At 71.9% G+C, this 25,300-nt stretch carries 27 protein-coding genes; 10 read left to right on the top strand and 17 right to left on the bottom strand.

All coding sequences use genetic code 11. From position 1 onward, the window contains the following. Positions 1 to 49: 49 nt before the first annotated feature. The 3 genes from DEJ46_RS23810 to DEJ46_RS23800 all read right to left on the bottom strand — a co-directional run bounded on the left by DEJ46_RS23810 (position 50) and on the right by DEJ46_RS23800 (position 5,808). Positions 50 to 1,978, bottom strand: a complete 1,929-nt coding sequence (locus tag DEJ46_RS23810; RefSeq protein WP_150269468.1) for a PQQ-binding-like beta-propeller repeat protein — start codon at positions 1,976 to 1,978, stop codon at positions 50 to 52. Positions 1,979 to 1,991: 13 nt separating this feature from the next. Continuing rightward, positions 1,992 to 3,866, bottom strand: a complete 1,875-nt coding sequence (locus DEJ46_RS23805) for a PQQ-binding-like beta-propeller repeat protein (RefSeq protein ID WP_150269466.1) — start codon at positions 3,864 to 3,866, stop codon at positions 1,992 to 1,994. Positions 3,867 to 4,002: 136 nt separating this feature from the next. After that, positions 4,003 to 5,808: an ABC-F family ATP-binding cassette domain-containing protein gene (locus tag DEJ46_RS23800; RefSeq protein WP_150269464.1), complete on the bottom strand. Its 1,806-nt coding sequence runs from the start codon at positions 5,806 to 5,808 to the stop codon at positions 4,003 to 4,005. Between the two features lie 93 nt (positions 5,809 to 5,901). Here DEJ46_RS23800 and DEJ46_RS23795 point away from each other — a divergent pair, with 93 nt between their 5' ends. From DEJ46_RS23795 to DEJ46_RS40935, 3 genes are all read left to right on the top strand, one after another. Then, entirely contained in the window at positions 5,902 to 6,174 is a 273-nt protein-coding gene (locus DEJ46_RS23795; RefSeq protein ID WP_150269462.1) for a CopG family transcriptional regulator, read from the top strand. Beyond that, positions 6,171 to 6,584 carry a PIN domain-containing protein gene (locus DEJ46_RS23790; RefSeq protein ID WP_150269460.1) on the top strand — a complete coding sequence of 138 codons (414 nt, stop codon included), beginning with the start codon at positions 6,171 to 6,173 and terminating at the stop codon, positions 6,582 to 6,584. The genes DEJ46_RS23795 and DEJ46_RS23790 overlap by 4 nt, the downstream gene beginning before the upstream one ends. Positions 6,585 to 6,719: 135 nt before the next feature. Then, entirely contained in the window at positions 6,720 to 7,412 is a 693-nt protein-coding gene (locus tag DEJ46_RS40935) for a recombinase family protein (protein WP_150269459.1), read from the top strand. Here DEJ46_RS40935 and DEJ46_RS39260 read toward each other — a convergent pair. The 7 genes from DEJ46_RS39260 to rsmI all read right to left on the bottom strand — a co-directional run bounded on the left by DEJ46_RS39260 (position 7,330) and on the right by rsmI (position 13,330). Then, a complete protein-coding gene (locus DEJ46_RS39260; protein WP_190623353.1) occupies positions 7,330 to 7,533 on the bottom strand; it encodes a hypothetical protein in 204 nt (67 codons plus the stop codon). The genes DEJ46_RS40935 and DEJ46_RS39260 overlap by 83 nt on opposite strands. Positions 7,534 to 7,659: 126 nt before the next feature. Beyond that, the gene (locus DEJ46_RS23780) at positions 7,660 to 8,568 is read right to left on the bottom strand and encodes a 4-(cytidine 5'-diphospho)-2-C-methyl-D-erythritol kinase (RefSeq protein ID WP_150269458.1); all 909 of its coding nucleotides are present in this window, start codon (positions 8,566 to 8,568) and stop codon (positions 7,660 to 7,662) included. Next, entirely contained in the window at positions 8,565 to 9,437 is an 873-nt protein-coding gene (gene rsmA, locus DEJ46_RS23775) for a 16S rRNA (adenine(1518)-N(6)/adenine(1519)-N(6))-dimethyltransferase RsmA (RefSeq protein WP_150269456.1), read from the bottom strand. The genes DEJ46_RS23780 and rsmA overlap by 4 nt, the downstream gene beginning before the upstream one ends. Before the next feature lie 110 nt (positions 9,438 to 9,547). Continuing rightward, on the bottom strand, positions 9,548 to 10,855 hold the full coding sequence (locus DEJ46_RS23770) for a resuscitation-promoting factor (protein ID WP_150269454.1): 1,308 nt from the start codon (positions 10,853 to 10,855) through the stop codon (positions 9,548 to 9,550). Between the two features lie 81 nt (positions 10,856 to 10,936). Beyond that, a complete protein-coding gene (locus DEJ46_RS23765; protein ID WP_150269452.1) occupies positions 10,937 to 11,806 on the bottom strand; it encodes a TatD family hydrolase in 870 nt (289 codons plus the stop codon). A gap of 62 nt (positions 11,807 to 11,868) precedes the next feature. Beyond that, positions 11,869 to 12,294, bottom strand: coding sequence for a hypothetical protein (locus DEJ46_RS23760; protein ID WP_150269450.1), 426 nt, complete (start codon positions 12,292 to 12,294; stop codon positions 11,869 to 11,871). A 175-nt stretch (positions 12,295 to 12,469) separates the two neighbouring features. Beyond that, complete coding sequence (rsmI, locus tag DEJ46_RS23755; protein WP_190622854.1) at positions 12,470 to 13,330, bottom strand: 16S rRNA (cytidine(1402)-2'-O)-methyltransferase; 861 nt, start codon at positions 13,328 to 13,330, stop codon at positions 12,470 to 12,472. A gap of 52 nt (positions 13,331 to 13,382) precedes the next feature. On the opposite strand from rsmI, the gene DEJ46_RS23750 reads away from it, so the two are divergent. Continuing rightward, positions 13,383 to 15,137 carry a dolichyl-phosphate-mannose--protein mannosyltransferase gene (locus DEJ46_RS23750; RefSeq protein WP_150269446.1) on the top strand — a complete coding sequence of 585 codons (1,755 nt, stop codon included), beginning with the start codon at positions 13,383 to 13,385 and terminating at the stop codon, positions 15,135 to 15,137. Positions 15,138 to 15,270: 133 nt separating this feature from the next. On the opposite strand, the gene DEJ46_RS39255 is transcribed toward DEJ46_RS23750, so the two are convergent. Next, a complete protein-coding gene (locus DEJ46_RS39255; RefSeq protein ID WP_190622852.1) occupies positions 15,271 to 15,429 on the bottom strand; it encodes a hypothetical protein in 159 nt (52 codons plus the stop codon). A gap of 238 nt (positions 15,430 to 15,667) precedes the next feature. Here DEJ46_RS39255 and DEJ46_RS40070 point away from each other — a divergent pair, with 238 nt between their 5' ends. The 4 genes from DEJ46_RS40070 (at position 15,668) to DEJ46_RS23730 (ending at position 20,273) form a co-directional block, all read left to right on the top strand. Continuing rightward, positions 15,668 to 17,155: a DUF4157 domain-containing protein gene (locus tag DEJ46_RS40070; protein ID WP_411757779.1), complete on the top strand. Its 1,488-nt coding sequence runs from the start codon at positions 15,668 to 15,670 to the stop codon at positions 17,153 to 17,155. 79 nt (positions 17,156 to 17,234) lie between these two features. After that, positions 17,235 to 18,884: a penicillin-binding transpeptidase domain-containing protein gene (locus DEJ46_RS23740; protein ID WP_150269444.1), complete on the top strand. Its 1,650-nt coding sequence runs from the start codon at positions 17,235 to 17,237 to the stop codon at positions 18,882 to 18,884. 58 nt (positions 18,885 to 18,942) lie between these two features. Continuing rightward, positions 18,943 to 19,422, top strand: a complete 480-nt coding sequence (locus DEJ46_RS23735; protein ID WP_411757778.1) for a YbaK/EbsC family protein — start codon at positions 18,943 to 18,945, stop codon at positions 19,420 to 19,422. Then, complete coding sequence (locus tag DEJ46_RS23730) at positions 19,419 to 20,273, top strand: DMT family transporter (protein ID WP_150269440.1); 855 nt, start codon at positions 19,419 to 19,421, stop codon at positions 20,271 to 20,273. The genes DEJ46_RS23735 and DEJ46_RS23730 overlap by 4 nt, the downstream gene beginning before the upstream one ends. An 81-nt stretch (positions 20,274 to 20,354) precedes the next feature. On the opposite strand, the gene DEJ46_RS23725 is transcribed toward DEJ46_RS23730, so the two are convergent. The 5 genes from DEJ46_RS23725 to DEJ46_RS23705 all read right to left on the bottom strand — a co-directional run bounded on the left by DEJ46_RS23725 (position 20,355) and on the right by DEJ46_RS23705 (position 23,157). Next, on the bottom strand, positions 20,355 to 20,624 hold the full coding sequence (locus tag DEJ46_RS23725; protein WP_150269438.1) for a hypothetical protein: 270 nt from the start codon (positions 20,622 to 20,624) through the stop codon (positions 20,355 to 20,357). Between the two features lie 148 nt (positions 20,625 to 20,772). Further along, positions 20,773 to 21,132, bottom strand: a complete 360-nt coding sequence (locus tag DEJ46_RS23720; RefSeq protein WP_150269436.1) for a hypothetical protein — start codon at positions 21,130 to 21,132, stop codon at positions 20,773 to 20,775. Continuing rightward, on the bottom strand, positions 21,132 to 21,746 hold the full coding sequence (locus DEJ46_RS23715) for a SigE family RNA polymerase sigma factor (protein WP_150269434.1): 615 nt from the start codon (positions 21,744 to 21,746) through the stop codon (positions 21,132 to 21,134). Before DEJ46_RS23715 ends, DEJ46_RS23720 begins: the two co-directional genes overlap by 1 nt. A gap of 84 nt (positions 21,747 to 21,830) precedes the next feature. Next, complete coding sequence (locus DEJ46_RS40065; protein ID WP_223835029.1) at positions 21,831 to 22,244, bottom strand: hypothetical protein; 414 nt, start codon at positions 22,242 to 22,244, stop codon at positions 21,831 to 21,833. A 115-nt stretch (positions 22,245 to 22,359) separates the two neighbouring features. Beyond that, entirely contained in the window at positions 22,360 to 23,157 is a 798-nt protein-coding gene (locus tag DEJ46_RS23705) for an SDR family NAD(P)-dependent oxidoreductase (protein ID WP_150269432.1), read from the bottom strand. 157 nt (positions 23,158 to 23,314) lie between these two features. Here DEJ46_RS23705 and DEJ46_RS23700 point away from each other — a divergent pair, with 157 nt between their 5' ends. Then, positions 23,315 to 24,055 carry a 2OG-Fe dioxygenase family protein gene (locus tag DEJ46_RS23700; RefSeq protein ID WP_150269430.1) on the top strand — a complete coding sequence of 247 codons (741 nt, stop codon included), beginning with the start codon at positions 23,315 to 23,317 and terminating at the stop codon, positions 24,053 to 24,055. Positions 24,056 to 24,167: 112 nt separating this feature from the next. Further along, the gene (locus tag DEJ46_RS23695; RefSeq protein ID WP_150269429.1) at positions 24,168 to 24,785 is read left to right on the top strand and encodes a LysE family translocator; all 618 of its coding nucleotides are present in this window, start codon (positions 24,168 to 24,170) and stop codon (positions 24,783 to 24,785) included. A gap of 10 nt (positions 24,786 to 24,795) precedes the next feature. On the opposite strand, the gene DEJ46_RS23690 is transcribed toward DEJ46_RS23695, so the two are convergent. Continuing rightward, the gene (locus tag DEJ46_RS23690) at positions 24,796 to 25,281 is read right to left on the bottom strand and encodes a YbaK/EbsC family protein (RefSeq protein ID WP_150269427.1); all 486 of its coding nucleotides are present in this window, start codon (positions 25,279 to 25,281) and stop codon (positions 24,796 to 24,798) included. Positions 25,282 to 25,300 lie beyond the last annotated feature (19 nt).

Raw genomic sequence — 25,300 nt, 5'->3', positions numbered from 1 at the left:
CATCGGTGTGAACCGATGCGCCGGGCCGCGCGGCGAGTCCTCGGAGGTGTCAGCGGGTGCTGTACGACACCGCCAGAGGCTCCTTGTCTGCCGGCGATGCCGACGCCCGCGGCTTGGAGAGAATCATGGCGGACATGAACACCCTTCCGTCGCGGTACAGGATCTCCGAGTAGTCCGGCGAGAAGGAGTTCTCGATGTCGTTGACCGTGGCGTCCGCCGGGTTCTCGAGGAGCAGCGTCTCCTTCATGGTGACGCCGTCGATCGAGACGATCCGCCCGCCCTTGTCGTAGGGCGGGGCCTTGTAGGCGATGAGGCTGCCGCCGTCCATGCGGAGCGGGACCAGCGTGTACTTGTCCCCCGCGTCCGCCTTCTCCGGCGCCGTCCGCCCCGTGGCCAGGTCGAAGGCGATGACCTCGTTGGTCTCGTCGCCGTACTCGCCGCTGGCGCCCTCGTGCTCCTCGGTCGGCACGTACAGGCGGTTGTTGCCGACGAGGACCTTCGTGCAGGACTCGACCTTCGTCGAGCGGCAGCGGCCCGCGTACTGCTCGGCGTCCGCCGTGATCTTCGCCTTCAGCTTGCCGGTCTTCTCGTCCAGGGAGAAGAAGTCCGAGATGCCGCTGCCGTCACCGGCGCTGTCGCCGACGTCGGCCGCGACGACCAGCGGCTTGGTGGAGATGATCGACGCGTACTTCACGCCCGTCGGCATCTTGTACTGCGAGAGCGGCGCGCCCGTCATCGGGTTGAGGTTCTGGATCAGCACGTACTGGGTGTCGTACGGACCGCACTTGCGGACCGCGACGAGACCAGCGCCGCCGCCGTAGCCCAGGTCGAAGCAGTCCTGGTCGTTGGCCTGCGGCTTCCAGCGGGGGTTGCCGTTGGCGATGTCGAAGGCCGCGCCCCCGTCGTTGCCGCCGGCCGCGACCGTCGTCCCGCTGACCGTGACCTCGCTGAACCGGGCCTTCTGGTCACCGGCGGAACCACCGGTGACCGAGGTGGACCAGATCAGCTTGCCGGTGTCGAGGTCGACCACGCCGACCTCGGTGCACTGCTGGTAGTAGCGCGGCGGGACCCGCTTGGCGGCCTCGAAGAGGATCGGCAGCTTGTTGTCGGCGGTCACGTGACGCGAGGTGCCGCAGATCTGGCCGGTCAGCGGCAGCGTCCAGACGGGCGTGCCCTTGGTGAGGTCGTGGGCGACGAGCGAGTTCACGCCCGTCTTCACGTACGCCTTGTCGGTGACCCACGAGCCGGAGACGTCGGTGACGTCCGGGACCCCGGGCTTGGGCAGCTGGAAGGTCAGCTTCGCCTGGGTCTGGGCCGGCGGCTTCTCGCTGCCGCCCCCGCCGGTCCCCTGGGACCCGCCGCCGGAACCGCCCTGCGAGCCGCCCTGCGAGGCGCCCGCCGAGCTCAGCGGCTGTTCGTTCTTGCCGTCGCCGCTCTCCGAGTTGGCGTACCAGATGCCGGTGCCGACGATCAGGACGACGGCGACGGCCGCCGCGATCACGATCTGGAGCTGCACCGACAGCTTCTTGCCACCGCCCGCCACGGCCGGGACCGGAGCGGTCTGGTAGCCGCCGTAGGGCTGTCCCCCTGGGCCCTGCGGCCCGGGAGGTGCCCCCAGCGGCTGCGCGGGGTAGCCGTACGGCGGCTGGACCGGCTGCTGGTACTGCTGCTGCGGAGCCGTCGGGTAGCCGTACGGGGGCTGCTGCGGAGCCGTAGGCGGCTGCTGGGGGTAGCCGTAACCCGCGTCAGGCTGCGGCGGCTGTCCCCCCGGGCCCTGCGGCCCGGGAGGTGCCCCCAGCGGGTAGCCGTAACCCGGCTCGGGCTGTGACTGCGGCGGCTGCTGGGGATAGCCGTAACCCGGCTGCTGTCCCCCTGGGCCCTGCGGCCCGGGAGGTGCCCCCAGCGGGGGCGTGGGCGCGCCGAAGCCGCCCTGGGGATCCGGGGGCTGGTTCGGCGGGGGCGGGGGTGGCTGCGTCATCGGTCCGAATCCCTCACTTGCTGAACGCCATCATCGTCTTGACCTGCTTCTCTTCCTTGTCGTTCGACGCGGAGACGCGTCCGCTCGTCACGACGAAGGTGCCGCTGCCGTAGGCGTATCCCGGGTCGTAGAAGTTGTTCTCGATCTCGGAGGTCGAGGCCGGGTGCTGAAGCACGATCTTCGGTGCTCCGCCGGTCGGCGCGATGGTCGCGACGGCGCCGCCCTTGTCGTACGACGGGTCGACGTAGACCAGGACCTGACCGCCGTCCATGCGCAGCGGGATCATCTGCTGCTCACCCGGCGCCTTGGAACGCCACTTGGGCTTGCCGGTCTTCAGGTCGAAGGCGACGACCTCGTTGGGCTTGCCGTACGAGGTCTCGGTGGCCATGTAGAAGGTGTTCGCGTCGGCGGCGACTCCGGTGCAGCCCTGGAGGTTCTTGCCGAAGATGACGAAGCTGCCGCCGCAGGACGGGGCGAACTTGTCCTTGCCGCCCTGGATCTGCGAGCGGAGCTTGCCCTTGGCGTCGAGCGCGAAGATGGTCCACTTCTTCTGCTCGCGCTGGGTGGCGGAGACGACCAGCGGGTCGACCGAGTAGACCTTGTCGACCTCCCAGTTCGCCTCCAGCTGGAAGGTGTACTTGGGCTTGCCGGTGGCCGGGTTGACCTCGCCGACCGCGTGGATCTTCTTCGTGGTGCTGCCCGAGGGGCAGTCCATCGCGGCGATCAGCTTGCTGCCGCCCGCGTAGGCGAAGGGCTTGCAGCCGGAGGCGGGGCTCTTGAAGAGCTGCTTGCCGTCGGTGAGGGAGAAGCCGTAGGCGGTGCTGGAACCGGCCGCGGTGACCGTGTTGCCGCTGATGGCCAGGGTGTTGTCGGAGAAGGCGAAGAGACCGGTCGGCTTGGGGACGGACTTCTTCCAGCCCACCTTGCCGGTCTTCAGGTTCACCTGCTGGAGCCCGAGGCACTTGGCGCCGTCCTTGGCGCTGTCGTTGTGCCCGAAGACCATGACACCGCCGGTGGAGGGGGCCGGCGGGGCCGCGCAGAGCTCGAACGGCACGTCGACGTGCCACTTCAGGGAGCCGTCCTTCAGGCTGTAGCCGTCGATGCTCTTGTACATCGCCTTGACGACGACGTCGCCGACGATCCACGGGCCGAGGACGTCGGCGCCGTTGCGGGGCAGGTCGACGTTGTTCTTCAGCAGCCAGTCGACCTTCGCCTCGCCGGGCTTGCGGCCGGCGTTGAGGTCGTCGTCGCCACCGCGGCCGTCGCCCGAACCGTCGCCCTCGTCCACCGACTCGGTCGGCTTGGGGGCGGCGGACTCCGACGTGGACGCCGAGGCGGTCGCCGTCGGCTGGGCGATCGGGTCCTTCTCGTCGTCCCCGGCGCCGACGACCGCCCAGGTCGTGACGGCGGCGACCAGGACGGCCACCGCGGCCACGCCCGCGACGACACCGGTGCGGCCCTTGAGGCCGCCGCCGGAGGCGGGCGGGGTGGGGGCGCCCTGGTACATGGGCTGCGACGGGTAACCGCCGCCGTACGGGCCGGGCTGCGGCTGCCCGTACGGACCGGGCTGCTGCGGCTGCTGGCCGTACGGACCGGGCGCCTGCTGCGGGTAGCCGTAGGGGCCGGGCTGCGGCTGGCCGTACGGACCGGGCTGGGAGGGCTGGCCGGGCTGGCCCGGCTGCTGCGGATATCCGTAACCGGGCTGCTGCTGCTGCGGCTGCGGCTGGCCGTACGGACCGGGCACGCCGGCTTGCGGGGCCTGCGGCGGCACCGGCGGAGCCTGCGGCGGGACGGGCGGGACGGGCGGCATGCCCTGGCCGGGGACCTGGTTCGGATCCTGAGGGGCTCCGAAGCCCCCCGGCGGCTGGTTGCTGGGCGGCTGGGTCATCAGCGGTTCCCCCTTGACGTGAGCGACTTTTCTTTCTACCACTCACGCGACGGCGCAAAAGCGACCGGTCCGCCCCTTGTACCCAAGGGAGGACCGGCCCGTGATGCCCTTGTTATGCGTCCTGTCGTGCTTCCGGTTATGCGTCCTCGGCCAGTTCGAGCCAGCGCATCTCCAACTCCTCGCGCTCCCCGGACAGTTCCCGGAGCTCCGCGTCGAGCTTCGCCACCAGCTCGAAATCGGTCGCGTTGTCGGCGATCTTCGCGTGCAGCTTCGCCTCCTTCTCGGAGACCTTGTCGAGCTGTCGCTCGACCTTCTGGAGCTCCTTCTTCGCGGCGCGCGCGTCGGCGGCGGAGACGCCCGGCTTCTGCGGCGCGGCCGCGGCGGCGGGCGTCGGGACGGCCGCCTCGATCATCTTCCGGCGGCGCTCCAGGTACTCGTCGATGCCGCGCGGCAGCATCCGCAGGGTCTTGTCGCCGAGCAGCGCGAGCGTCTTGTCGGTGGTGCGCTCGATGAAGAACCGGTCGTGGGAGATGACGACCATGGAGCCCGGCCAGCCGTCGAGGAGGTCCTCCAGCTGCGTCAGCGTCTCGATGTCGAGGTCGTTGGTGGGCTCGTCGAGGAAGAGGACGTTCGGCTCGTCCATCAGCAGGCGCAGCAGCTGGAGGCGGCGGCGCTCACCGCCGGAGAGGTCGCCGACCGGCGTCCACTGCTTCTCCTTGGAGAAGCCGAACTGCTCGCAGAGCTGGCCGGCCGTCATCTCGCGGCCCTTGCCGAGGTCGACGCGGTCGCGGATCTGCTGCACGGCCTCCAGGACGCGCAGGGTGCCCGGGAGTTCGGTGACGTCCTGGGAGAGGTAGGCGAGCCGGACGGTCTTGCCGACGACGATCTTCCCCGCGGCGGGCTGGGTCTCGCCCTGGGTGACGGCCGCGTCGGCGAGCGCGCGCAGGAGTGAGGTCTTGCCCGCGCCGTTGACGCCGACGAGACCGATGCGGTCGCCGGGGCCCAGCTGCCAGGTGAGGTGCTTGAGCAGCTCCTTGGGACCGGCGGTGACGCTCACGTCCTCCAGGTCGAAGACCGTCTTGCCGAGGCGGGCGTTGGCGAACTTCATCAGCTCGCTGGTGTCGCGCGGCGGCGGCACGTCGGCGATCAGCTCGTTGGCGGCCTCGATGCGGTAGCGCGGCTTGGAGGTACGGGCGGGGGCACCGCGCCGCAGCCAGGCCAGCTCCTTGCGCATCAGGTTCTGCCGCTTCGTCTCCTCCGTGGCCGCGATGCGCTCGCGCTCGGCGCGGGCGAAGACGTAGTCGGAGTAACCGCCCTCGTACTCGTGCACGTCACCGCGCTGCACGTCCCACATGCGGGTGCAGACCTGGTCGAGGAACCAGCGGTCGTGGGTGACGCAGACGAGCGCCGAGCGGCGCTCCTGGAGGTGCTTGGCGAGCCACGAGATGCCCTCGACGTCGAGGTGGTTGGTGGGCTCGTCGAGGACGATCAGGTCCTGGTCGTCGATGAGGAGCTTGGCGAGCGCGATCCGTCGCCGCTCACCGCCGGAGAGCGGGCCGATGACGGTGTCGAGGCCCTGCTCGAAGCCGGGCAGGTCGAGCCCGCCGAAGAGCCCGGTGAGCACGTCCCGGATCTTGGCGCTGCCGGCCCACTCGTGGTCGGCCATGACGCCGATGACCTCGTGCCGGATGGTGGCCTTCGGGTCGAGCGAGTCGTGCTGCGTGAGCACCCCGAGCCGCAGCCCGCCGCTGTGCGTGACACGCCCGGTGTCGGCCTCCTCCAGCTTCGCGAGCATCCGGATGAGCGTGGTCTTCCCGTCGCCGTTGCGCCCGACCACCCCGATCCGGTCCCCTTCGGAGACACCGAGCGAGACCCCGTCGAGCAGGGCACGGGTGCCGTACACCTTGCTGACAGCCTCGACATTGACCAGGTTGACGGCCACGTTGACTCCTGTACGGGGGATAGATCGACGTCCCAGAGTACGTTGCCGCGTACGCCCCGGCCGACGGGTGGCATCAGCAGTAGCATAAGGGGCATGAGCGAGCCCACTCAGAAGTACTCGATCAGCATGCCGCGGGACATCGCCGAGGCCGCCCGCGCCCGCAGCGGACCCTCGGGACTCTCGGCCTATGTCGCGGCGGCGGTCGCCCGGCAGATGGAGCGGGACGATCTCAACGAACTCATCGCGGTGGCCGAGGCCGAACACGGACCCGTCTCGGACGAGGAGGTCCAGGCACGGCGCGAGCAGCTGCGCCGCGCTCGCGAGGAGCAGGCAGGCACGGAGCCGACCGGGGCGAGTGCTGCGTGACGCGCCCCGAGGCCACCCCCGGCGGCACACTGGTCCTCGACAGCGAGGGACTGGCCAAGGCCGTGCTGCGTGACCGCGAGGTCACCGCTTGGCTCGCACTGGCCCGCGCGGACGACCTGCGCGTCGTGACGAGCGCCGCCACCCTGGTGGAGGTGATGCACCCGCGCATCAACCGCGCGGCCCTGGAATGGACCCTGTCCCGCCTGACCGTCGAGCCCGTGACGGAGACCGTCGGCCGCCGGGCGTCCGCCCTGCTGGCCGAGAACGGGCTGCACGGCCACAAGTGCGCCATCGACGCGATGGTCGCCGCGACAGCGCTCGCGGCACCCGGCCCCGCCACGGTGCTCACCTCGGACCCGGAGGACCTCAGGGTCCTCTGCGGACGCCGGGCCACCGTCATCGCGATCTGATCCGCCCCGCCGAGCCGGCCATTGTCCGACACCCCAGCCACGGCGTCTCACGTTTCGCCGCCGAGGTGTCACTTTCCGCGTTCGCCGTGCAAATTCGGGCTCCTGCCCGTCACCGCAACCGGAACGGGGAACGAAATGACCGCACGAATCATGAGGGCGGCTGTCCACCTCCGACTCAGCCGCGACCGCGAAGGCAGCACGTCCATCGCTTCGCAGCGCGAGGACTGCCGCTCCTTGTGCCGATCGCACGGCTGGCCCGTCGTGGCCGAGGAGGTAGACCTGGACACGTCCGGCTCACGCCCCGTCGGCGGGCGCCCGGGGCTGAGGAAACTCCTGGACGATCCGCACCGGTTCGATGTGCTCGTCATCGCGCAGGCCGACCGGCTCTCACGCTCGGTCGTCGTCGCTCTCGACCTGCGAGGTCTCTCTCGGCATCCGGCCCGATGCATGCGTCGGGCAGCTCCGGTCGGAGATCGAGGAGCTGGCCGGTCGGCTCGCAGGGATGCGTGGACCGGCGGCGGACGCGGTACAGAGAGAGCTCGAATCCCGATCGTCTCTCCTCGAACAAATCCGATCGGCCCCCGACGAGCGGCGGACATGGGCCCCGACCGGCACGTCCGTCCTCGAGGAATGGGATTCCCGGGACACCGACGGAAGGCGACGGATTCTCCTCGGTCTCGGCGTACGTGTCGCCGTGCGCCCGGCACACAACCAGCGGCGCTGGAATCCTGGCAGGCTACTCATCTCATCCGGCGGCTGAGTACTCCGACTCCCGGCGCCACTTCCGCCAGGCACGCACGGCACCTCGGCAGGCACCGAGGAGCATGAGGACGTAGGCCGCGAAGGCCGCCCACCTCCAGAAGCCGCCCCAGGGCGGAGTCAGAACCATCAGAACGCCGAGGCCGGCGAAGAGCACGACCTGGCCGCACTCGTCCAGCATCTTCAGCAACGGCCGATGTCTCGCCGTCGTCGACTTCCACCACCGCAACGCCTTCACGCCATGCTTCCGGGCTCGTCCGAACAGGACGGGCCCAAGGTGACAGGCGGAGGTGACCGGAAGGTGTCGGGCCGACGGTCAGACAGACGGGAGGACGACCGCGCCCGGTGCCGGGGACGTCGCCGCGCGGGCCGTGCGGCAGGTGCCCGAGGCGGTCAGGGCCGCGGCCACGGATTCCGCCGTCTCCGCGTCCTTCACCAGGAACGCCGTCGTCGGGCCGGAGCCGGAGACCAGGGCCGCCAGCGCGCCCGCGTCCGTGCCGGCCGTCAGGGTCGCCGCGAGCGACGGGCGCAGGGAGAGGGCCGGCGCCTGGAGGTCGTTGGCGAGGGCACCCGCGAGGGCGGTGGTGTCGCCGGTGCGCAGGGCGTCCAGGAGGACCGGGGAGGCCGTCGGCTCCGGGACGTCGATGCCCTCGGTGAGACGGTCGAACTCGCCGTACACCGCCGGGGTCGACAGCCCGCCGTCGGCGACGGCGAACACCCAGTGGAAGGCCCCGCCGACCGGGAGTTCCGTGAGCTGCTCGCCCCGGCCGGTGCCGAGCGCCGCCCCGCCGACCAGGCTGAAGGGCACGTCGGAGCCCAGTTCGGCGCAGATGTCGAGGAGCGTCTCGCGCGGGGTGTTCAGGCCCCAGAGCGCGTCGCAGGCGAGGAGCGCGCCCGCGCCGTCCGCGCTGCCGCCGGCCATGCCGCCGGCGACCGGGATGTCCTTGGCGATGTGCAGGTGCACGTCCGGGGAGATGCCGTGCCGGGCGGCGAGCAGCTCGGCGGCGCGCGCGGCGAGGTTCGTGCGGTCCAGCGGCACCTTGTCGGCGTCGGGGCCCTCGCAGGTGACCGTCAGCCCGGCGGCCGGGGTGGCGGTCACCTCGTCGTACAGGGAGACGGCGAGGAAGACGTTGGCCAGGTCGTGGAAGCCGTCGGGGCGGGCCGCGCCGACGGCCAGCTGGACGTTGACCTTGGCGGGGACCCGTACGGTCACGGCAGCGCTCATGCCTTCGCCTCCGCGATCCTCGCGAACTCCTCGACCGTCAGGGCCTCGCCGCGCGCCTGCGGCGAGATCCCGGCCTTGACCAGGGCCTCCTCGGCCGCCGCGGGGGATCCCGCCCAGGTCGCGAGGGCCGCGCGGAGCGTCTTGCGGCGCTGGGCGAAGGCCGCGTCGACGACCGCGAAGACCTCCTGGCGGGAGGCGGTGGTCGCGAGCGGCTCGGCGCGGCGGACCAGGGAGACGAGACCGGAGTCGACGTTCGGCGCGGGCCAGAAGACGTTGCGGCCGATGGAGCCGGCGCGCTTGACCTCCGCGTACCAGTTCGCCTTGACCGACGGGACGCCGTAGACCTTGTTGCCGGGCTTGGCGGCGAGCCGGTCGGCGACCTCGGCCTGGACCATGACGAGGGTCCGCTCGATGGTCGGGAACCGCTCCAGCATGTGGAGCAGGACCGGCACGGCGACGTTGTACGGGAGGTTGGCGACGAGCGCGGTCGGCGCCGGGCCCGGCAGCTCCTGGACGTGCATCGCGTCGGAGTGGACGAGCGCGAAGCGGTCGGCGCGGGCCGGCATGCGGGCCTGGATCGTGGCGGGCAGCGCGGCGGCGAGCACGTCGTCGATCTCGACGGCCGTCACCCGGTCCGCGGCCTCCAGGAGGGCCAGGGTGAGGGAGCCGAGTCCGGGCCCCACCTCCACGACGACGTCGTCGGGCCGCACCTCGGCCGTGCGGACGATCCGCCGGACGGTGTTGGCGTCGATGACGAAGTTCTGGCCCTTCTGCTTCGTGGGGCGCACGCCGAGGGCGGCGGCCAGCTCACGGATGTCGGCGGGGCCGAGGAGGGCGTCGGGGCTTTCGGGGCCGGTGGTGGTGCTCACCGGTACAGCCTACGGGGCCCCGGTGGGGCAGCCCTACGACTCACCCCGTCTCACCCGTGGGGCCGGTCCGAGGCTCACCCCTGGGGCCCCGGAACGGGCCGGCCGCACGCTCACCCGTGCAGCCGCCTGCCGCAGTGGGGCCACGGACTGGCTCCGCGCTGCACGTACAGCTTCTTCGCGCGGAAGGTCTGCTCGGCGGCGGGCGCGTTCTGGGCGACTCCGCTGCCGCCGAGGGAGCGCCAGGTGCCGGGGTCGAACTGGTAGAGCCCGCCGTATGTCCCGGAGGGGTCGACGGCGTTCGGGCGGCCGCCGGACTCGCAGGCGGCGAGGGCGGCCCAGTCGAGGCCGTCGGCCCCGGCGACGGAGGCGGGGAGGGCCTTGGTGCCGATCCGCACCTTGCGGCTGACGGGTTCGCGGACGATCTCCTCGCCGGTCCTGCGGGGCTTCTGCCGGACGCCGTTGACCGTGCGCAGGCTGTACGTGACCCGGCGGACGCCGGTGACGCCCTGCCGTTCGACGACCTCGTTGCCGGCGAAGAGCTCGGGGTCGCGGATCTTCTCGACGGCGTACGGGATGGTCTCCTCGCGGACCTGCCGGGAGCCGGTGATGCGCAGCACGGTGACGGTCTGGCCGTCGCGGGGGAAGGAGTCGGCCGCGACGGAGGTGGTGTCCTCGCCGGAGAGGGTGATCCCGGCCTCGGCGAGGGCCTCGCGGATGGTGGCGGCGTTCGTCCGGACGACGCGCTCGCGGCCGTCGGCGAGGAAGGTGACCGCCCGCTCGGTGCGGACGTCGAGGGCGAGGCCCTGACGGGTGATGGGGGCCGCGCGGGAGACCGAGAGGTACGCGCCCTCCGCGCGGACGCCGAGCTGGCGCAGGGCCCCCTCGACGGTCCTGGCGGTGGTCCAGATCGTGTGGCGCCGCCCGTCGAGGGTGAGGGCGACCGGCCGCCCGTACCGGACGACGACCTCGTCGCCGTTGGCCAGGGCCTCGCCGGGGGCGGGGGCGACGATGTCGTGGGAGCCGACGGTCAGGCCCTCGTGGGCGAGGAGCTCGTCGACGTCGTCGGCGAAGGTGTGGAGGGTGCGCGGGACGCCGTCGACGGAGAGCCGGACGGCCTTGTCGTTGGCGACGAAGGCGCTGGTGCCGCCGGCGAGGAAGGCGACGACGAGGGCCTGCGGGACGAGCCGGCGCAGACCGTCGCGGGGGGAGCCGGAGGCCTTGCGGCGGCGGGTGGCGCGCCGGGCTCCGGTGCGGGAGCCCCCTTGGCCGGGGACGCCGCCGGGACCGGTTCCGGTGCCGGTCCCGGTGCCGGTTCCGGTGCCGGGGATGACGAGCGGCGCCGCTTGGGTGGGCTGCTCGTGGACGGGCAGGGTCGCCGCTCGCCGTCCGGCTCGGTGACTGCCCTGGGAAGTACTCACGAGGCCGGGACATTAGCCCCGGCCCCGGTCACTCTCCCGAACTATCCGGCTACGACACGTAACCGTTATGGATCGGTGATCTCAATAGTCGAAGGCGCGGGCCGTGTTGACGGCGATCGCCTCGGCGAGGTCGTTCTCCCCGATCCCGCGCACGGCCGCCATCGCCCGGACGGTGACGGGGATGAGGTACGGGGCGTTGGGGCGGCCCCGGTAGGGCGCGGGGGTGAGGTAGGGGGCGTCGGTCTCGACGAGGACGAGCTCCAGCGGGGCGACGGCGAGCGCGTCCCGCAGGGGCTGGGCGTTCTTGAAGGTGACGTTGCCGGCGAAGGACATGTAGTAGCCCTTGGCGGCGCAGATCTCGGCCATGGCGGCGTCGCCGGAGTAGCAGTGGAAGACGGTCCGCTCGGGGGCGCCCTCCTCGTCGAGGACGCGCAGGACGTCGGCGTGGGCCTCGCGGTCGTGGATGACGAGCGCCTTGCCGTGCCGCTTGGCGATCTCGATGTGGGCGCGGAAGGAACGCTCCTGCGCGGCCATGCCCTCGGGGCCCGTACGGAAGAAGTCGAGGCCGGTCTCGCCGACGCCGAGGACGTGCGGCAGGGCGGCGAGGCGGTCGATCTCGGCGAGCGCGTCGTCGAGGGCGGCGTCCCCGCCGCCCTCGCGGGCACCCTGCCGGGACCAGCCGTCGGGGTCGCCGAGGACGATCCTGGGCGCCTCGTTCGGGTGCAGGGCGACGGCCGCGTGCACGTTCGCGTGGGCGGCGGCGGTCTCGGCGGCCCACTGGGAACCCTTCACGTCGCAGCCGACCTGGACGACGGTGGTCACGCCGACGGCGGCGGCCTTGACCAGTGCCTCCTCGACGGTCCCGGACTGCATGTCCAGGTGGGTGTGCGAGTCCGCGACCTCCACGAGGAGCGGCTCGGGCAGCGGGGGCGGGGCGTCCTTGGCACTCATGGCCCCGATCGTACGAGGGCCACGAGTGCCGGCGCGCAGGGAGCCTTCGGTGCTGTTCGGGACTACTCGTGCTTACGGAAGGGATGCAGGAGGTCGGAGAGGTGCCGGTGGTGCGGCACCGGCGGGGTCTCCGGTCCCTCGGTGTCCTCGGTCAGTTCCTGTCCGATCGGCCCGGCCATCGAGACGGGCTTGGTCGCCTTCGCTCCGTGCTGGTGCTTCTCCGTCGCGGCGATCAGGTCGAGCACCGACGACACCTGCCCCGCGCGCATGATCCGGACGACGTGACCGCCGCAGTTCATGCAGGTGGGGTTGGACAGCGGGGAAGGGACCCGCTCCCCGTCGGCCTTGTAGACGACGAATTCCTGGCCGGCGGCGTCGACGTGGTGCTCGATGTCGTACGCCTGCTCCCAGCCGTATCCACAGCGCATGCAGGCGAAGGCGTACGCCTCATGGGCGACGGATATGCCGGTGCCGGTGATCTCGCTCATGCCAGCTCCTCTCCACTGATCAGTGGACGCCTTTTCGGGCCGGAGCGCATCAGCAGGAGACGAACCATGGAAGGCTTTTGGCTCTCCCCTTGCCTAGCGCCCTGCGAAGAGTCCCGGCACCGGGTTCGGCTTTGCCTTTCAGGTTAGTCCTTTACGTTTACGAGGACCCTTCCAGTCAGCCCTTTGCCGCGTTCTTTGCCGCCACGACCGCATCGAACACCTCGCGCTTGGGCAGCCCCGCCTCGGCCGCGACCGCGGCGATCGCCTCCTTGCGGCGCTCCCCCGCCTCCTCGCGCACCTGCACCCTGCGCACCAGCTCCTCGGCGTCGAGTTCGGCGGGGCCGGTCTCGGGGGCTCCCTCGACGACGACGGTGATCTCGCCGCGTACGCCCTCGGCGGCCCAGGCCGCCAGCTCGGCGAGCGGGCCGCGCTTGACCTCCTCGTACGTCTTGGTCAGCTCGCGGCAGACGGCGGCTCGGCGCTCGGCGCCGAAGACCTCGGCCATCGCGGCGAGCGTGTCGTCGAGCCGGTGCGGGGCCTCGAAGTAGACGAGGGTGCGGCGCTCGTCCGCGACCTCGCGGAGCCGGCCCAGGCGCTCCCCCGCCTTCCTGGGGAGGAAGCCCTCGAAGCAGAAGCGGTCCACGGGCAGCCCGGAGAGGGCGAGCGCGGTGAGCACGGCGGACGGGCCCGGGACGGCCGTGACCTTGATGTCCTGCTCGACGGCGGCGGCGACGAGCCGGTAGCCGGGGTCCGAGACGGACGGCATGCCCGCGTCCGTCACGAGCAGCACACGGGCACCGCCCACGAGCGCCTCGACGAGCTCGGGCGTGCGGGCGGACTCGTTGCCCTCGAAGTACGAGACGACCCGTCCCGAGGTGTGGATGCCGAGGGCCCGGGTCAGGCCGCGCAGCCTCCGGGTGTCCTCGGCGGCCACGATGTCCGCGTTCTCCAGTTCGGTGGCGAGTCGGGGCGGAGCGTCCGCGATGTCACCGATGGGGGTCCCTGCGAGTACCAGCATTCCTGTCACACGGGACATCCTCCCAGCCCGGACAGGCGACGCGCACAGGCGCGTTCCCTACGATGGCGCGGTGACCAGTACCGCACCCGAGGCCCTGGAGGGCCAGCACCCCATGGCGGCGCCCGTGGCAGAGCCCTCTTCGTGGCAGCAGAGGCTGCGGCGCTTCGGCTACGCGCCCCGCGCCGAAAATGCCGCTCCCATCGGGCTGCGGGAGCGGCTCGACCCCCCGTACGCCCGTCCGTCGGCGCGCGTGTGGTCGCTCTTCGGCATCGGGCCCGGCCCGGCCGAACGGCTGTGGCGGCTGATGGCCTGGGGCGGTCCGCTCCTGGTCACGGCGGTCGCGGGCGTGCTGAGGTTCTGGAACCTGGGCAAGCCGCACGCGGTGATATTCGACGAGACGTACTACGCCAAGGACTCCTGGGCCCTGATCAACCAGGGGTACGAGGGTGCCTGGCCGAAGGACATCGACAAGACGATCCTGACGGACCCGGGCGCGGTGCTCGTGCCGACGGACCCCGGCTATGTCGTCCACCCCCCGATGGGCAAATGGGTCATCGGCGTCGGCGAGAAGCTCTTCGGCTTCGAGCCCTTCGGCTGGCGCTTCATGGTGGCGCTGCTGGGCACGCTGTCGGTCCTGATGCTGTGCCGGATCGGCCGCCGTCTCTTCCGCTCCACCTTCCTGGGCTGTCTGGCGGGCCTGCTGCTCGCCGTCGACGGCCTGCACTTCGTGATGAGCCGCACCGCGCTCCTCGACCAGGTGCTGATGTTCTTCGTGCTCGCCTCCTTCGGCTGCCTGGTCGTCGACCGCGACCGCAACCGGAAACGGCTCGCGGCGGCGCTCCCCGAGGACGCGGAGGGGGTGCTGCGGCCCGACGCGGAGGTCGCGGAGACGCTGCGCATGGGGTGGCGGCCGTGGCGGATCGCGGCCGGTGTGATGCTGGGCCTCGCGGCGGCGACCAAGTGGAACGGCCTGTACGTCATGGTGGCGTTCGGCCTCATGACGGTCCTGTGGGACGTGGCCGGCCGACGCACGGGCGGCGCCGTCCGCCCGTACCTCTCGGTGATCAAGAAGGACCTGCTCCCGGCGTTCGTGTCGGTGGTACCGGTGGCGATCGCCACGTACCTGGTGACCTGGACGGGCTGGATCGTCTCCGACAAGGGCTACTTCCGCGGCTGGGCGGCCCAGCAGGACAAGCTCGACGGCGGCGGGGCCTGGGGGTGGATGCCGCAGTGGTGGCGCAGCCTCTGGCACTACGAGTCCGAGGTGTACAACTTCCACGTCGGCCTGACCTCGCCGCACACGTACGAGTCGAACCCCTGGTCCTGGATCGTCCTCGGCCGCCCCGTCTCGTACTTCTACGAGTCCCCGGCCCCCGGCACCAACGGCTGCCCGGCCACCGCCAAGGAGAAGTGCGCCCAGGAGGTCCTGGCCCTCGGCACCCCGCTCCTGTGGTGGGCGGCCTGCTTCGCCATCCTGTACGTGCTGTGGCGCTGGGCCTTCCGCCGCGACTGGCGCGCGGGCGCGATCGCCTGCGCGGTCGCGGCGGGCTGGGTCCCCTGGTTCCTCTACCAGGAACGCACGATCTTCCTCTTCTACGCGGTCGTCTTCGTGCCTTTCCTGTGTCTGGCGGTGGCCATGATGCTGGGCGCGATCGTCGGCCCACGCGGATCGTCGGAAAGGCGCCGGACGTTCGGCGCGGTGGCGGCGGGCTGTCTGGTGCTGCTGATCCTCTGGAACTTCATCTATTTCTGGCCCATCTACACCGGCACTCCCATTCCGATAGACGAATGGCGGGGCCGGATGTGGCTCGACACGTGGATCTAGCAGGGGAATGACAGAGAGGGCGCGACCACTGGTCGCGCCCTCTTGGTTGTTCTCGGTGACTGTCGGTGGGCCCCTGCGACTCCTGGACGGCCCACAGACGGCCGCAGCCGTCGCAGGCGGCCGGCAAACCGGTCTACTTGACCTTCTTCGGCTTCTTCGGCTTGTCCACATGGTCCTTGAGGACCACTTGTCCGGTGTCGCTCACGGCCGAGGCCGCCTCGATGGCTGCTGGTGCGGCAAGGGCTCCGCAGAGGGCGAAGGCCCCTGCTGCGGTGGCCGCGCGCCGACGCATCACGGCTTGCATAGGAATCACCGATCCGGCTGGAGGACCTCGTTCCCATCATCCGCCGACTGCGAGAGGCGGTCAAAGGGAACCCTCGTCCGGTCCCCCCTCCCGGCATTCCGGCGCCCTCCGCGCTGCCCGTTCGGCCCCTCGACTCTGCCCCCGCCTCTGCCCCGCGCGCCCCGGAGCGGGGGCCCGCCCCCCGGGTATCCAGGAAGCCCAGGCCGCGACCAGGAGTGAGGTAGCCGTGCGGAGCCCGAGCGACGGTAGGACGAGCAACGACGGAGAGCGGGACCGGGCGCCGGACGGCAAGGCGGTCGCGCGGCGGGTGCCGGAGCCCTCCGCGGCGGGGCCGGACCGCCGGCTTCCGCCGCCCGGCGCGGGCAACGCGGCGACCGTCCAGATGCTCCGGCAGGCCGGCCACCCCTGGGCCCAGGAGCAGCACCGGCACGGCGCCGGCTGCGGCCACGGGCAGCAGGCGGAGCCGGTGCAGCGCTCCGCCGTCCACGACGTCCTGCGCACCCCGGGGCGTTCGCTGGACGAGGCCACCCGCACCGACATGGAGGCCCGGCTCGGCGCGGACTTCTCCGACGTCCGCGTCCACGACGACTCCGCCGCCCGGGCCTCCGCCGCCGAGGTCGGCGCCCGCGCCTACACCTCCGGCAGCCATGTCGTCATCGGCGCCGGCGGAGCCGACAAGCACACCCTCGCGCACGAGCTGACCCACGTCATCCAGCAGCGCCAAGGGCCCGTCGCGGGCGCCGACAACGGGTCCGGGCTCCGCGTGAGCGACCCGTCCGACCGCTTCGAGCGGGAGGCCGAGGCCACCGCGAACCGGGTGATGGCGGCCGCCCGCCCCGAGGCGGCGCACGCCGTACAGCGTCGCGGGGCGACTGCTGCTCCCGTGGCGTCGGAGACGTCGACGGGCCTGCCGTCCGTACAGCGGATCGCGTACCCCGCCGATCCCGACGAGATGCTCACCCAGCGCTATTGGGAGGAGCAGGCGGGAGGGAAGAAGCAGCTGCAGAACGCCAAGAAGAACATGAAGAACGTCGGGAAGCCTTCGCCGCGGTCCCTCGATGCCATCGTCGGGGGAATCGCCAGCGCCCTGCTCCTGCAGCTGGACGCCAAGCCCGCGACATCCGGGTCCATGAAGCTCTACCGGGGCATGAGCAGCGGAGAGGCGGACAGGGTGCTGGCATGGGCCCAGGGGGCGGAGGGCGTCCAGAGCAAGAAGGACGAGGCCGAGGCCTGGATCAGGGCGAACCCCGCGGCGAAGGCCGGCGACTGGCACGATTCGCAGAACCAGTACATTCCCGTCGGCACTCACCTGGGCGACCAGAAGCAGGCTCACCACTACATGGAAGCCGGCAGCAGGATGCTCGAGTTCACGCTCAAGCCGGGAGCCCACGAGCTGCTCTTCAACCCGCTGTACACCGCGCTGGCGCCCCAGGGGGACGCGCCGATGTACATCAACCACGCGTATCCCCCGGGGAGCGACGACCCCAAGCGCGTGGCGGCGACCGGAAACGAGGGCACCCTCGGCGGCTACATCGGGATCAAGGCCGAGCAGCACGGCTACTTCAGCGTCAATCCCGGCAAGTCCTCGCAGCGGAAGGGCGAGTGGCAGCAGACCCCCGGTCACCTCCTTTTCCAGCTGTTCCTCCAGGAGGTACGGGAGGTGCCCAGCGGATACGACGCGGCGGCTCTGCCGAGTACACGACAGCCCAAGTGACGGATGTGCCGATAGTTGCTCGACACACCGAAGGGACGCTGCTTGACTGGACGGTCACCTGGGGAGGGGAGGCGCAGTCATGCGCAGTGGAGCCAAGACCGCGATAGTCGGGGGCGTGTTCCTCGTCGTGGCGGGCGGGGTCGGATACGGGGGCCTCAACCTCTACAACGGGATCACGGGCGGCAACACGTCCCCCGAGACCCGCGCCGGCGCCGCGCCGAGGACCGGGCCCGTCACCGGTGACGAAGTGACTTCCACCGCACGGGAGTTCCTCGCGGCCTGGGCCGCCGGGGAGCCGGAGAAGGCCGGGCAGCTGACGAACGACCCGGTCACGGCGGAGCCGGCCGTGGCGGCCTACCGTGACGGCGCGAGCATCTCGGAGGCCGAGATCACGCCGGGGACGCCGGTCGGGACGACGGTGCCGTTCACGGTGAAGGCGACGATCACGTACAAGGACGTGTCGAAGCCCTGGTCGTACGCCTCCGAACTGACCGTCGTCCGGGGCCAGACGACGGGCCGGCCGCTGGTGAAGTGGGCGCCGTCCGTGCTCCACCCGAAGCTGCTCGGCGCCGACGCCACGATCCGTACGGGCGTCGCGAAGGCCGCGTCCGTGAAGGCCGTCGACCGCAACGGCGTCGAGCTGACGGCGGAGAAGTACCCCTCGCTCGCGCCGGTCCTGGCCGAACTGCGCAAGCGGTACGGGGCGAAGGCGGGCGGCTCGTCCGGCATCGAGACGTGGATCGACTCGGGCAGCGAGTCCGGGACCGACATCCCCCTCCTCGTCCTGTCGAAGGGCAAGGCGGGGACGCTGAAGACCACCATCGACGCGGGCGTGCAGGCGGCGGCCGAGAAGGCGGTCAAGGCGTACGGCAAGGCCTCGGTGGCGGCGATCGAGCCGTCCACGGGCGCGATACGGGCGGTGGCCAACAACCCGGCCACCGAGTTCAACACGGCCCTCGAGGGGCAGCAGGCGCCCGGCTCGACGATGAAGATCGTCTCGGCGGCGATGATGCTGCAGAACGGCGTGGTGGCCGGGCCCGACAGCAAGGTCGAGTGTCCTCCGGACGTGCTGTCGCGCGGCCAGACCTTCGAGAACCTCGACCGGTTCAGCATCCCGAACGCCACCCTCGCCAAGGCGTTCCGCCGCTCCTGCAACACCGCCTTCATCAAGGCGATCAGCGTCCTCAGCGACAAGAAGATCGCGGACACCGCCCTCGGCGACACCGCCCGCGACTCCTTCGGCATCGGCCAGGTCTGGGAGGTGGGCGTCCGGGCGGCGGACGGCAGCGTCCCCGAGTCCGCGGGGAACGAGACCTCGGCCTCGTACATCGGCCAGGGCAGGATCCAGATGAGCGCACTGAACGTCGCCTCGCTCTCCGCGACCGTGAAGAACGGCGGCTTCCTCCAGCCGTACCTGGTGGCGCAGGAGCTCGACAGCCGGGAGTTCGCCAAGGCCGAGCCGCTCTCGCGCGGGGTCGCCGCGGCGCTGCGGCGGATGATGAACGAGACGGCGACGGCCTCGGACGGCACCGCTGTCGACTCGATGTCGGGGGTCGCCTCCCCCAAGGGTGCGAAGACCGGCTCCGCCGAGGTCGACGGCCAGGGCAAGTCCAACAGCTGGTTCACCGGCTACTCCGGCGACCTCGCGGCGGCGGCGGTCGTCCAGAGCGGCGGCCACGGCAGTGACGCGGCCGGGCCGGTGGTCGCGAGGGTCCTGAAGGCCGGCTGACCGCCGGCGCCCGGAACCCGGTCGCATGGCCCGTACAGCTACCGCTAGCGTGCGGGCCATGACCACTGACGTACACCCTCAGTTCGCCGCCGCTCTCCAGGAGTTGGGCCTCGACGTCGAGGTCCGCCGCTTCCCGGACGAGACCCGCACCGCGCAGCAGGCCGCCGAGGCCATCGGCTGCCGGGTCGCCGAGATCGTGAAGTCGCTGATCTTCGCCGCCGACGGGGTGCCGGTCCTCGTCCTGATGGACGGCGCCTCGCGGGTGGACGTCGAGCGGGTACGGGAGGAGCTGGGCGCCGGGAAGGTGACGCGGGCCGACGCGAAGGTGGTCAGGGAGACGACGGGGTACGCGATCGGGGGCGTCCCGCCCTTCGGGCACCGCACCCGGACCCGGGTCCTCGCGGACCGGGGCGTCCTCGGCCACGAGGTGGTGTGGGCGGCGGCGGGCACCCCGCACACGGTCTTCGCCCTCGACCCGAAGACCCTGGTCGCCCAGGCCGGCGCCACCCTCGTGGACGTACGCGAGGCCTCGGCGTGACGCCTCTCGTCACCCTCGCGGTCCTCGTGGCGGCCGTCACGCACGCGAGCTGGAACGCGATCGCCCACCACATCAAGGAGCAGTTGCTCTCCTTCACGCTGATATCCGGCGGCGGGGCGCTGCTCGGCCTGGTCACGGCCGTCTTCGTGCCGCTCCCTGCGGCCGGCGCCTGGCCGTACCTGATCGCCTCGGCGGTCCTCCACATCGGCTACTACGCCTTGCTCATGCGCTCGTTCACGCTGGGCGACTTCGGGCAGATGTACCCGATCGCCCGCGGTACGGCCCCGCTCGTCGTGACCGTCCTCGCGGCGGTCTTCCTCCACGAGGTGCCGGGCGGCTGGCAGTTGCTCGGGGTGGCGGTGGCCTGCGCGGGCCTGACGGGACTCGCCCTGTGGGGCATCCGGGGCAAGGGCGCCGCCCGCCCGCAGTGGCCGGCGCTGGCCGCCGCGGGCGCGACGGGCCTGTCGATCGCGCTCTACACGGTGGTCGACGGCGTCGGCGTCCGGGCCTCCGGCACCCCGCTCGGCTACATCGCGTGGCTGATGATCCTCCAGGGCCTCGTGATCCCCGCGTACGCCCTGTGGCGGCGCCGGTCGGCCCTCCTCCCCCAGCTCCGGCCGCACGCGGCCCGGGGTCTGCTGGGCGCGGCGCTCTCGGTGTCGGCGTACGCCCTCGTCCTGTGGGCCCAGACGAAGGCCCCACTGGCCCCGATCGCCGCGCTCCGCGAGTCCTCGATCATCGTGGGCGCCGCGATCGGCGCGCTCTTCTTCAAGGAACGCTTCGGCGGCCCGAGGATCGCGGCGGCGGGCCTGATGGTCCTCGGCATCGGCCTGATGCTCCAGGCGGGCTGAGGGAGTCGCGACGAGACGGGCAGGCCCCCTCGGCTCAGGCCCCCTTCGGCTCAGGCCCCCCTCGGCTCAGGCGCCGTCGGCTCAGGCGCCGTCGCAGGAGGCTCGGAAGAAGTCCGTTCTGATGCGGCGGAAGCCGGTGTGGCCGGTCTCCTCGGCGTGGGCCAGGCACCAGACGGCGGGCCCGCGCCCGTCGTCCGCCGGGCCCGAACCGTCGTGGCAGGTGGTGCACTCGGCCTCGGTGATCAGGCCGCTCCCGGACCGGTCGGACCGTAACGCCCAGAGTTTCGGCCGCCGAGCCCCCCGGTGGTACGGCCCGGCCACCCGACCGGCCGCGATTCCCTCACGACGCATCCGACTCCCCCTCCACGGCAAGCTCCGCCCACACCAGCTTTCCCGGTCCGAGGCGGTCGCAGACACGCCAGTTGCCGGAGCGGGCGGCGACGGGTGGACCTCGCTGTGCAGTGTGCCGTGGGGCGCTCGAGCGCCGCGGCGCTTCCCGTCAGTCCGCCGGGGCCGGGGGGACCACCCGGGGCGTCTCCGCGGCCGGCCGGGGCGTCGGGGGCTGGTCGGGGGCCGGGCGGTCGGTGCCGGTGGCCGGGGGGCGGGCGGGCTGCACCGGGGCGGGGTCCAGGCGGATCTCGGGGCGCAGGGCCAGGAGGCACACCGCCGCCACGGCCGCGGCCACGGCGAGCGCGGCGAGGCCCCGGCCGTACAGACCGCGGACGGACCGGGCACGGCCGCGCGGTGGCGGCTCCCGGCGCAGGTCGTGGTGGGTGACCTGGGCCGCGCGGGCCGTCAGGGCCGCTCTGAGGCGGGCCTCGGTGGTGGCGTGGCGGTCTTCGGTGGGCGGGGTGGCCATCAGGACGCCTCCAGTCTCTTCTCCAGGGCGTCCAGGGCGCGGCTCGCCGTGGACTTCACCGTGCCGCGCGACAGGCCGAGCGTCCGCGCGATCTGCTCCTCGGTCAGCTCCGACCAGTAGCGCAGGACCAGTACCTCACGCTGGCGGACGGTGAGTCGGGCCAGTGCGTCGAGAACGGCGCGGTGTTCCTCCGCGAGGAGGAGGCCCTCGTCCACCGGCGGGCCCGCCGGCTGGTGGGGCGGGGTGTAGCCGCGGGCCGTGCGGCGGCGGCGGAGGACCGAGCGGGCCGCGTTGACCACGGCGGTGTGCAGGTACGCCCCCGGGTCCCGGAGGCCGTCCAGCGAGGTGCCGTACGCGCGGCACACGGCCGCGAACGCGTCCTGGACGACGTCCTCGGCGGTGTGCAGGTCGTCGACCAGGAAGAGCGCGAGCCGCACCATGTCGAGCCGTCGCGCCCGGTACAGCTCGGTCAGGCCGGGCGGCCGCTCGTCGGCGTAGGGCGACGTCCGGGGGCGGGGGCGGAGTTCCCGTACCACCGCGAGGTGCTCGGTACCGGACACACGGGCGAGCAGGCGGGACCACCAGGGTGGCGCCGCGTGTATCGCGTATTGCATGGGCCTCGCTCGATCCGTTGCGGGAGGGGAAGGAGGCGGGCCGGCCCTGTGGAGGGCCGGCCCGCCCTGACTCCGGGCTCCGTGTTACTTCCCGGCGCCCGCCGGGCCCGGGGCGATCACGCGGGGCGCGTTCTCGGCCGAGGCGGGAGCGGGGGCGGGCGTCTGCTCGGCCGCCGGTGCGGGCTTCGCGGCGGCCGGAGCCGGAACCGGCGCCGGCGTCGGCTTCACGGCAGGGGCCGTGGCCGGGGCGGGGGCGGGCCGGGCCGTGCCCGGCTTGACCGCCGGGGCCGGACGCGCCGTGCCCGTGCCCGGCTTCACCACGGCGGGCTTCGGCGCCGGCTGCGGGGCCGCCTCTTCGGCCGGGACGGCCTTGGGCGCCGCGGGCTTCGGCTGCTCGCCCGAGTCGGCGACGGCCTGGGCGGTGAAGGCGCCGCCCAGGAGCAGCGCGGCGCCGGTGACGGCGCCCAGGATCCGGCGACGGCGAGTGGTGCGGTTCATGGGGCTCTCCAGGTGAGGAGGTGGGACAGGACGTGAAGGGCGCCTTCAACCCACCAGACGTGTGGCACCTCCCGGGGTTGCGTCTCCGGTCCGGAAAGTTCCGCCGCCGCCCTCCTCAGTCCGCCAGGACCTCCGCGAAGTGCGTGTTCACCGCCAGCAGGCCGCCGTCGACCCGCAGGACCGTGCCCGTGATCCAGGACGCGTCCCGCGAGGCGAGGAACGCGACGGCGGCGGCCACGTCCTCCGGCGTGCCGACGCGGCCCAGCGGGTAGACCCGGTCCGCCAGGAGGGCGAGGTCGGCCTCCCGGCCCACCCAGCCCGTCGTCGCGATCGTCCCCGGGTTGATCTGGTTGACGCGGACACCGCGCGGCGCCGCGTCGCCCGCCAGCGTCCGGGTCAGCGAGGTGAGGCCCGCCTTGGCCGCGCTGTAGGCGTGGCTGCCGAAGTCCGCCTCGGCGTTGACCGAGCCGATCATGACGATCGCCCCGCGCCCGTCGGCCGCCGCGAGGTGCGGCAGCGCCGCCCGGGAGCAGCGGACCGCGCCCATCAGCGTCACGTCGAGCTGGCCCGCCCAGCCCCCGTCCGGCTCGTCCTCGAAGCGGTCGCGGTCGGGGGCGACGGGGGCGAGGGCGTTGTTGACGAGGACGTCGAGGCCGCCGAAGGTCTCCACCGCGTACGCGACGGCCGCCTCCACCGAGTCCCGGTCGCCGACGTCGCAGCGCAGGGCCACCGCCCCGGGCAGCTCGGCGGCGGTCCGCGCGGCCTCGTCCTCGTCGATGTCCGTGACCAGCACCCGCGCGCCCTCGGCCGCGAGCCGTCGCGCGGTGGCCGCGCCGATGCCGCGCGCCGCGCCCGTGATCAGTACCGCGTATTCGTCGAAACGTGCCGGGAGTTCACCGCGTCGAAGTTCCATGGGGCGGTTCCTACCCCTCAGGTCATACGGCCGCAACATTCCCTTCACGAAAAGCGGACTCCTGACAATTCGGCCACGACCGAAAGGCTTTGACATGCCCCCGTCGCAAATACCACGATCGGTTCCGACCGATGATCACTTGGACTCAGGGGGAACAATGTCTTCGTCGTACGCGTCCGGAGTAGAGGAAATATGCGAGTCCCTTTCCTCCCGGAGCTTTGACCTCCGCTCCGGCGAGAAGGTCAAGGAGCTTCTCCTCCAGCGGTCCGAGACCGCGCTCGACGACCTGGAGGCCTTCCGCGAGAGCTGGGGCCGGATGCCGCTCGACGGCTACATGGCGGACGGCGGGCGCTACCGCCGCCGCCGGCACGCCACGCTCAGCGCGCCCCGCGCCGGCAACGACTACCGCGTCGAGGCCCACCAGCCGCACTACCAGGGGCTCGACTACAACACCCTCAACGGCGGCGTCGCCCGCCACTACGAGCCCTTCGAGGACGCGTCGCTGCACGGCGCCACGATGAACAGCCTGGTCACCCTGGGCTGCGACATCTTCGGCCGGCTCGCCCCGTACTCCGCGTGGCACATCGAGGCCCACCAGTTCCGCATCGAGGTCGACGGCGAGGAGGTCGGTCTGCCGACGCCCGAGGGCGTCCACCGCGACGGCGTCACCTTCGTCCTGATGGCGATGATCGGCCGCTCCAACGCCACCGGCGGCGAGAGCACCGTCTTCAACCTGGACAAGCAGCCGGTGGAGAAGTTCGAGCTCACCGACCCCCTCGACCTGGCGCTCGTCAACGACGAGCGGGTCTACCACGGCGTCTCGCCGATCGAGCGGATCGATTCCTCGGTCCCGGCCTCGCGCGACGTGCTGGTCGTGACCTACCGTCACAAGCCCTGATGTACGGCGGGGGTGAGGGGGCGCCGGCCGCGGCGAGTCCGCCACGGCCGGCCCCCCGCACCCCCACCGCCGCGTGAACGAGTGAGAAGAAGACGGGAAAACGGGTCAGCAAATGGGTCAGCTCATCGCCGTGGCGGTCATCACAGTTCTGGCTGTCATCAGCCCCGGAGCGGACTTCGCGATGACCGTCCGCAACAGTTACCTGTACGGGCGCACCGCGGGCGTTCTCGCCGCCGTCGGAATTGCCCTCGGTGTTCTCGTCCACGTCACCTACACGATGCTGGGCGTGGGACTTCTGGTTTCCCGGAGTCCGATGCTTTTCACCGCGATGAAACTGATCGGCGCCGCGTATCTCGTGTACATCGGGTACAAGACGTTCGTCACCAAGACCCAGGTGGACATCGATCTGTCGGGCGACGGCGGCCTTTCGAAGGCGGGCGCGCTGCGCACCGGATTCCTGACGAACGCGCTCAACCCGAAGACGATGCTGTTCGTGCTGAGCACGTACACCCAGGTCGTCAGCGCCGACACCCCCGTCTTCCAGCAGGTCGGCTACGGCCTCTTCATGTCGTTCGCCCACCTGGTCTGGTTCGCCCTGGCCGCGCTCCTCTTCTCCAACCAGAGCCTGCGGGCCCGCCTGCTGCAGCGTCAGAGCGTGCTCAACAAGGTCATCGGCACCGTGCTCGTCGGTCTGGGGATGGTGCTCGCGCTGACGCCCACCATGGCGTGACGCGCGGGCGTCAGTCGGTCGAGACGCGCTCCAGGCGCGGCTCCGCGATCGAGCAGTAGTCCGCGCTGGAGAGGGCGATCGAGCGGTCGAGCCGGGCGGCGTTGAAGTAGAACTCCTCGTGCGTCAGGAGGTCCGGGTCGACGAAGAGCTCCAGGCGCTCGTCGAAGGAGAACGGCAGGATCGTGCCGCTCTCCGAGCCCGCGAGCTCCTCCGCGATCTCGGGGGACGCGAAGGACACGTAGGTGCCGCCGTACAGCGCCTTCACGGCCGCGAGGTCGATCCGCCGGTCACCGGGGACGACGACCAGCGCGAACCGCTTCTCCTTCTTGCCGATCTTGACCATCGCGATGATGCACTTGGCCGCCTGGGCGAGTTCGTGCCCCCGCAGGGCGCTGACCGCCTCGGTGGCACCCTCGGGCGCGTGCTCGATCACCCGGTAGGCGGCACCGCGCTCGTCGAGCAGGGCGACCAGCTTCTCGTACGTTTCCTGGGACATGCGTTCTCTCCTGTTGCAA

Origin of the sequence: Streptomyces venezuelae (assembly GCF_008642375.1) — a bacterium.
Classification (GTDB): domain Bacteria; phylum Actinomycetota; class Actinomycetes; order Streptomycetales; family Streptomycetaceae; genus Streptomyces; species Streptomyces venezuelae_G.
Note: the sequence above shows the minus strand (reverse complement) of the source record. Positions and strands in the feature narration are given on the sequence as shown.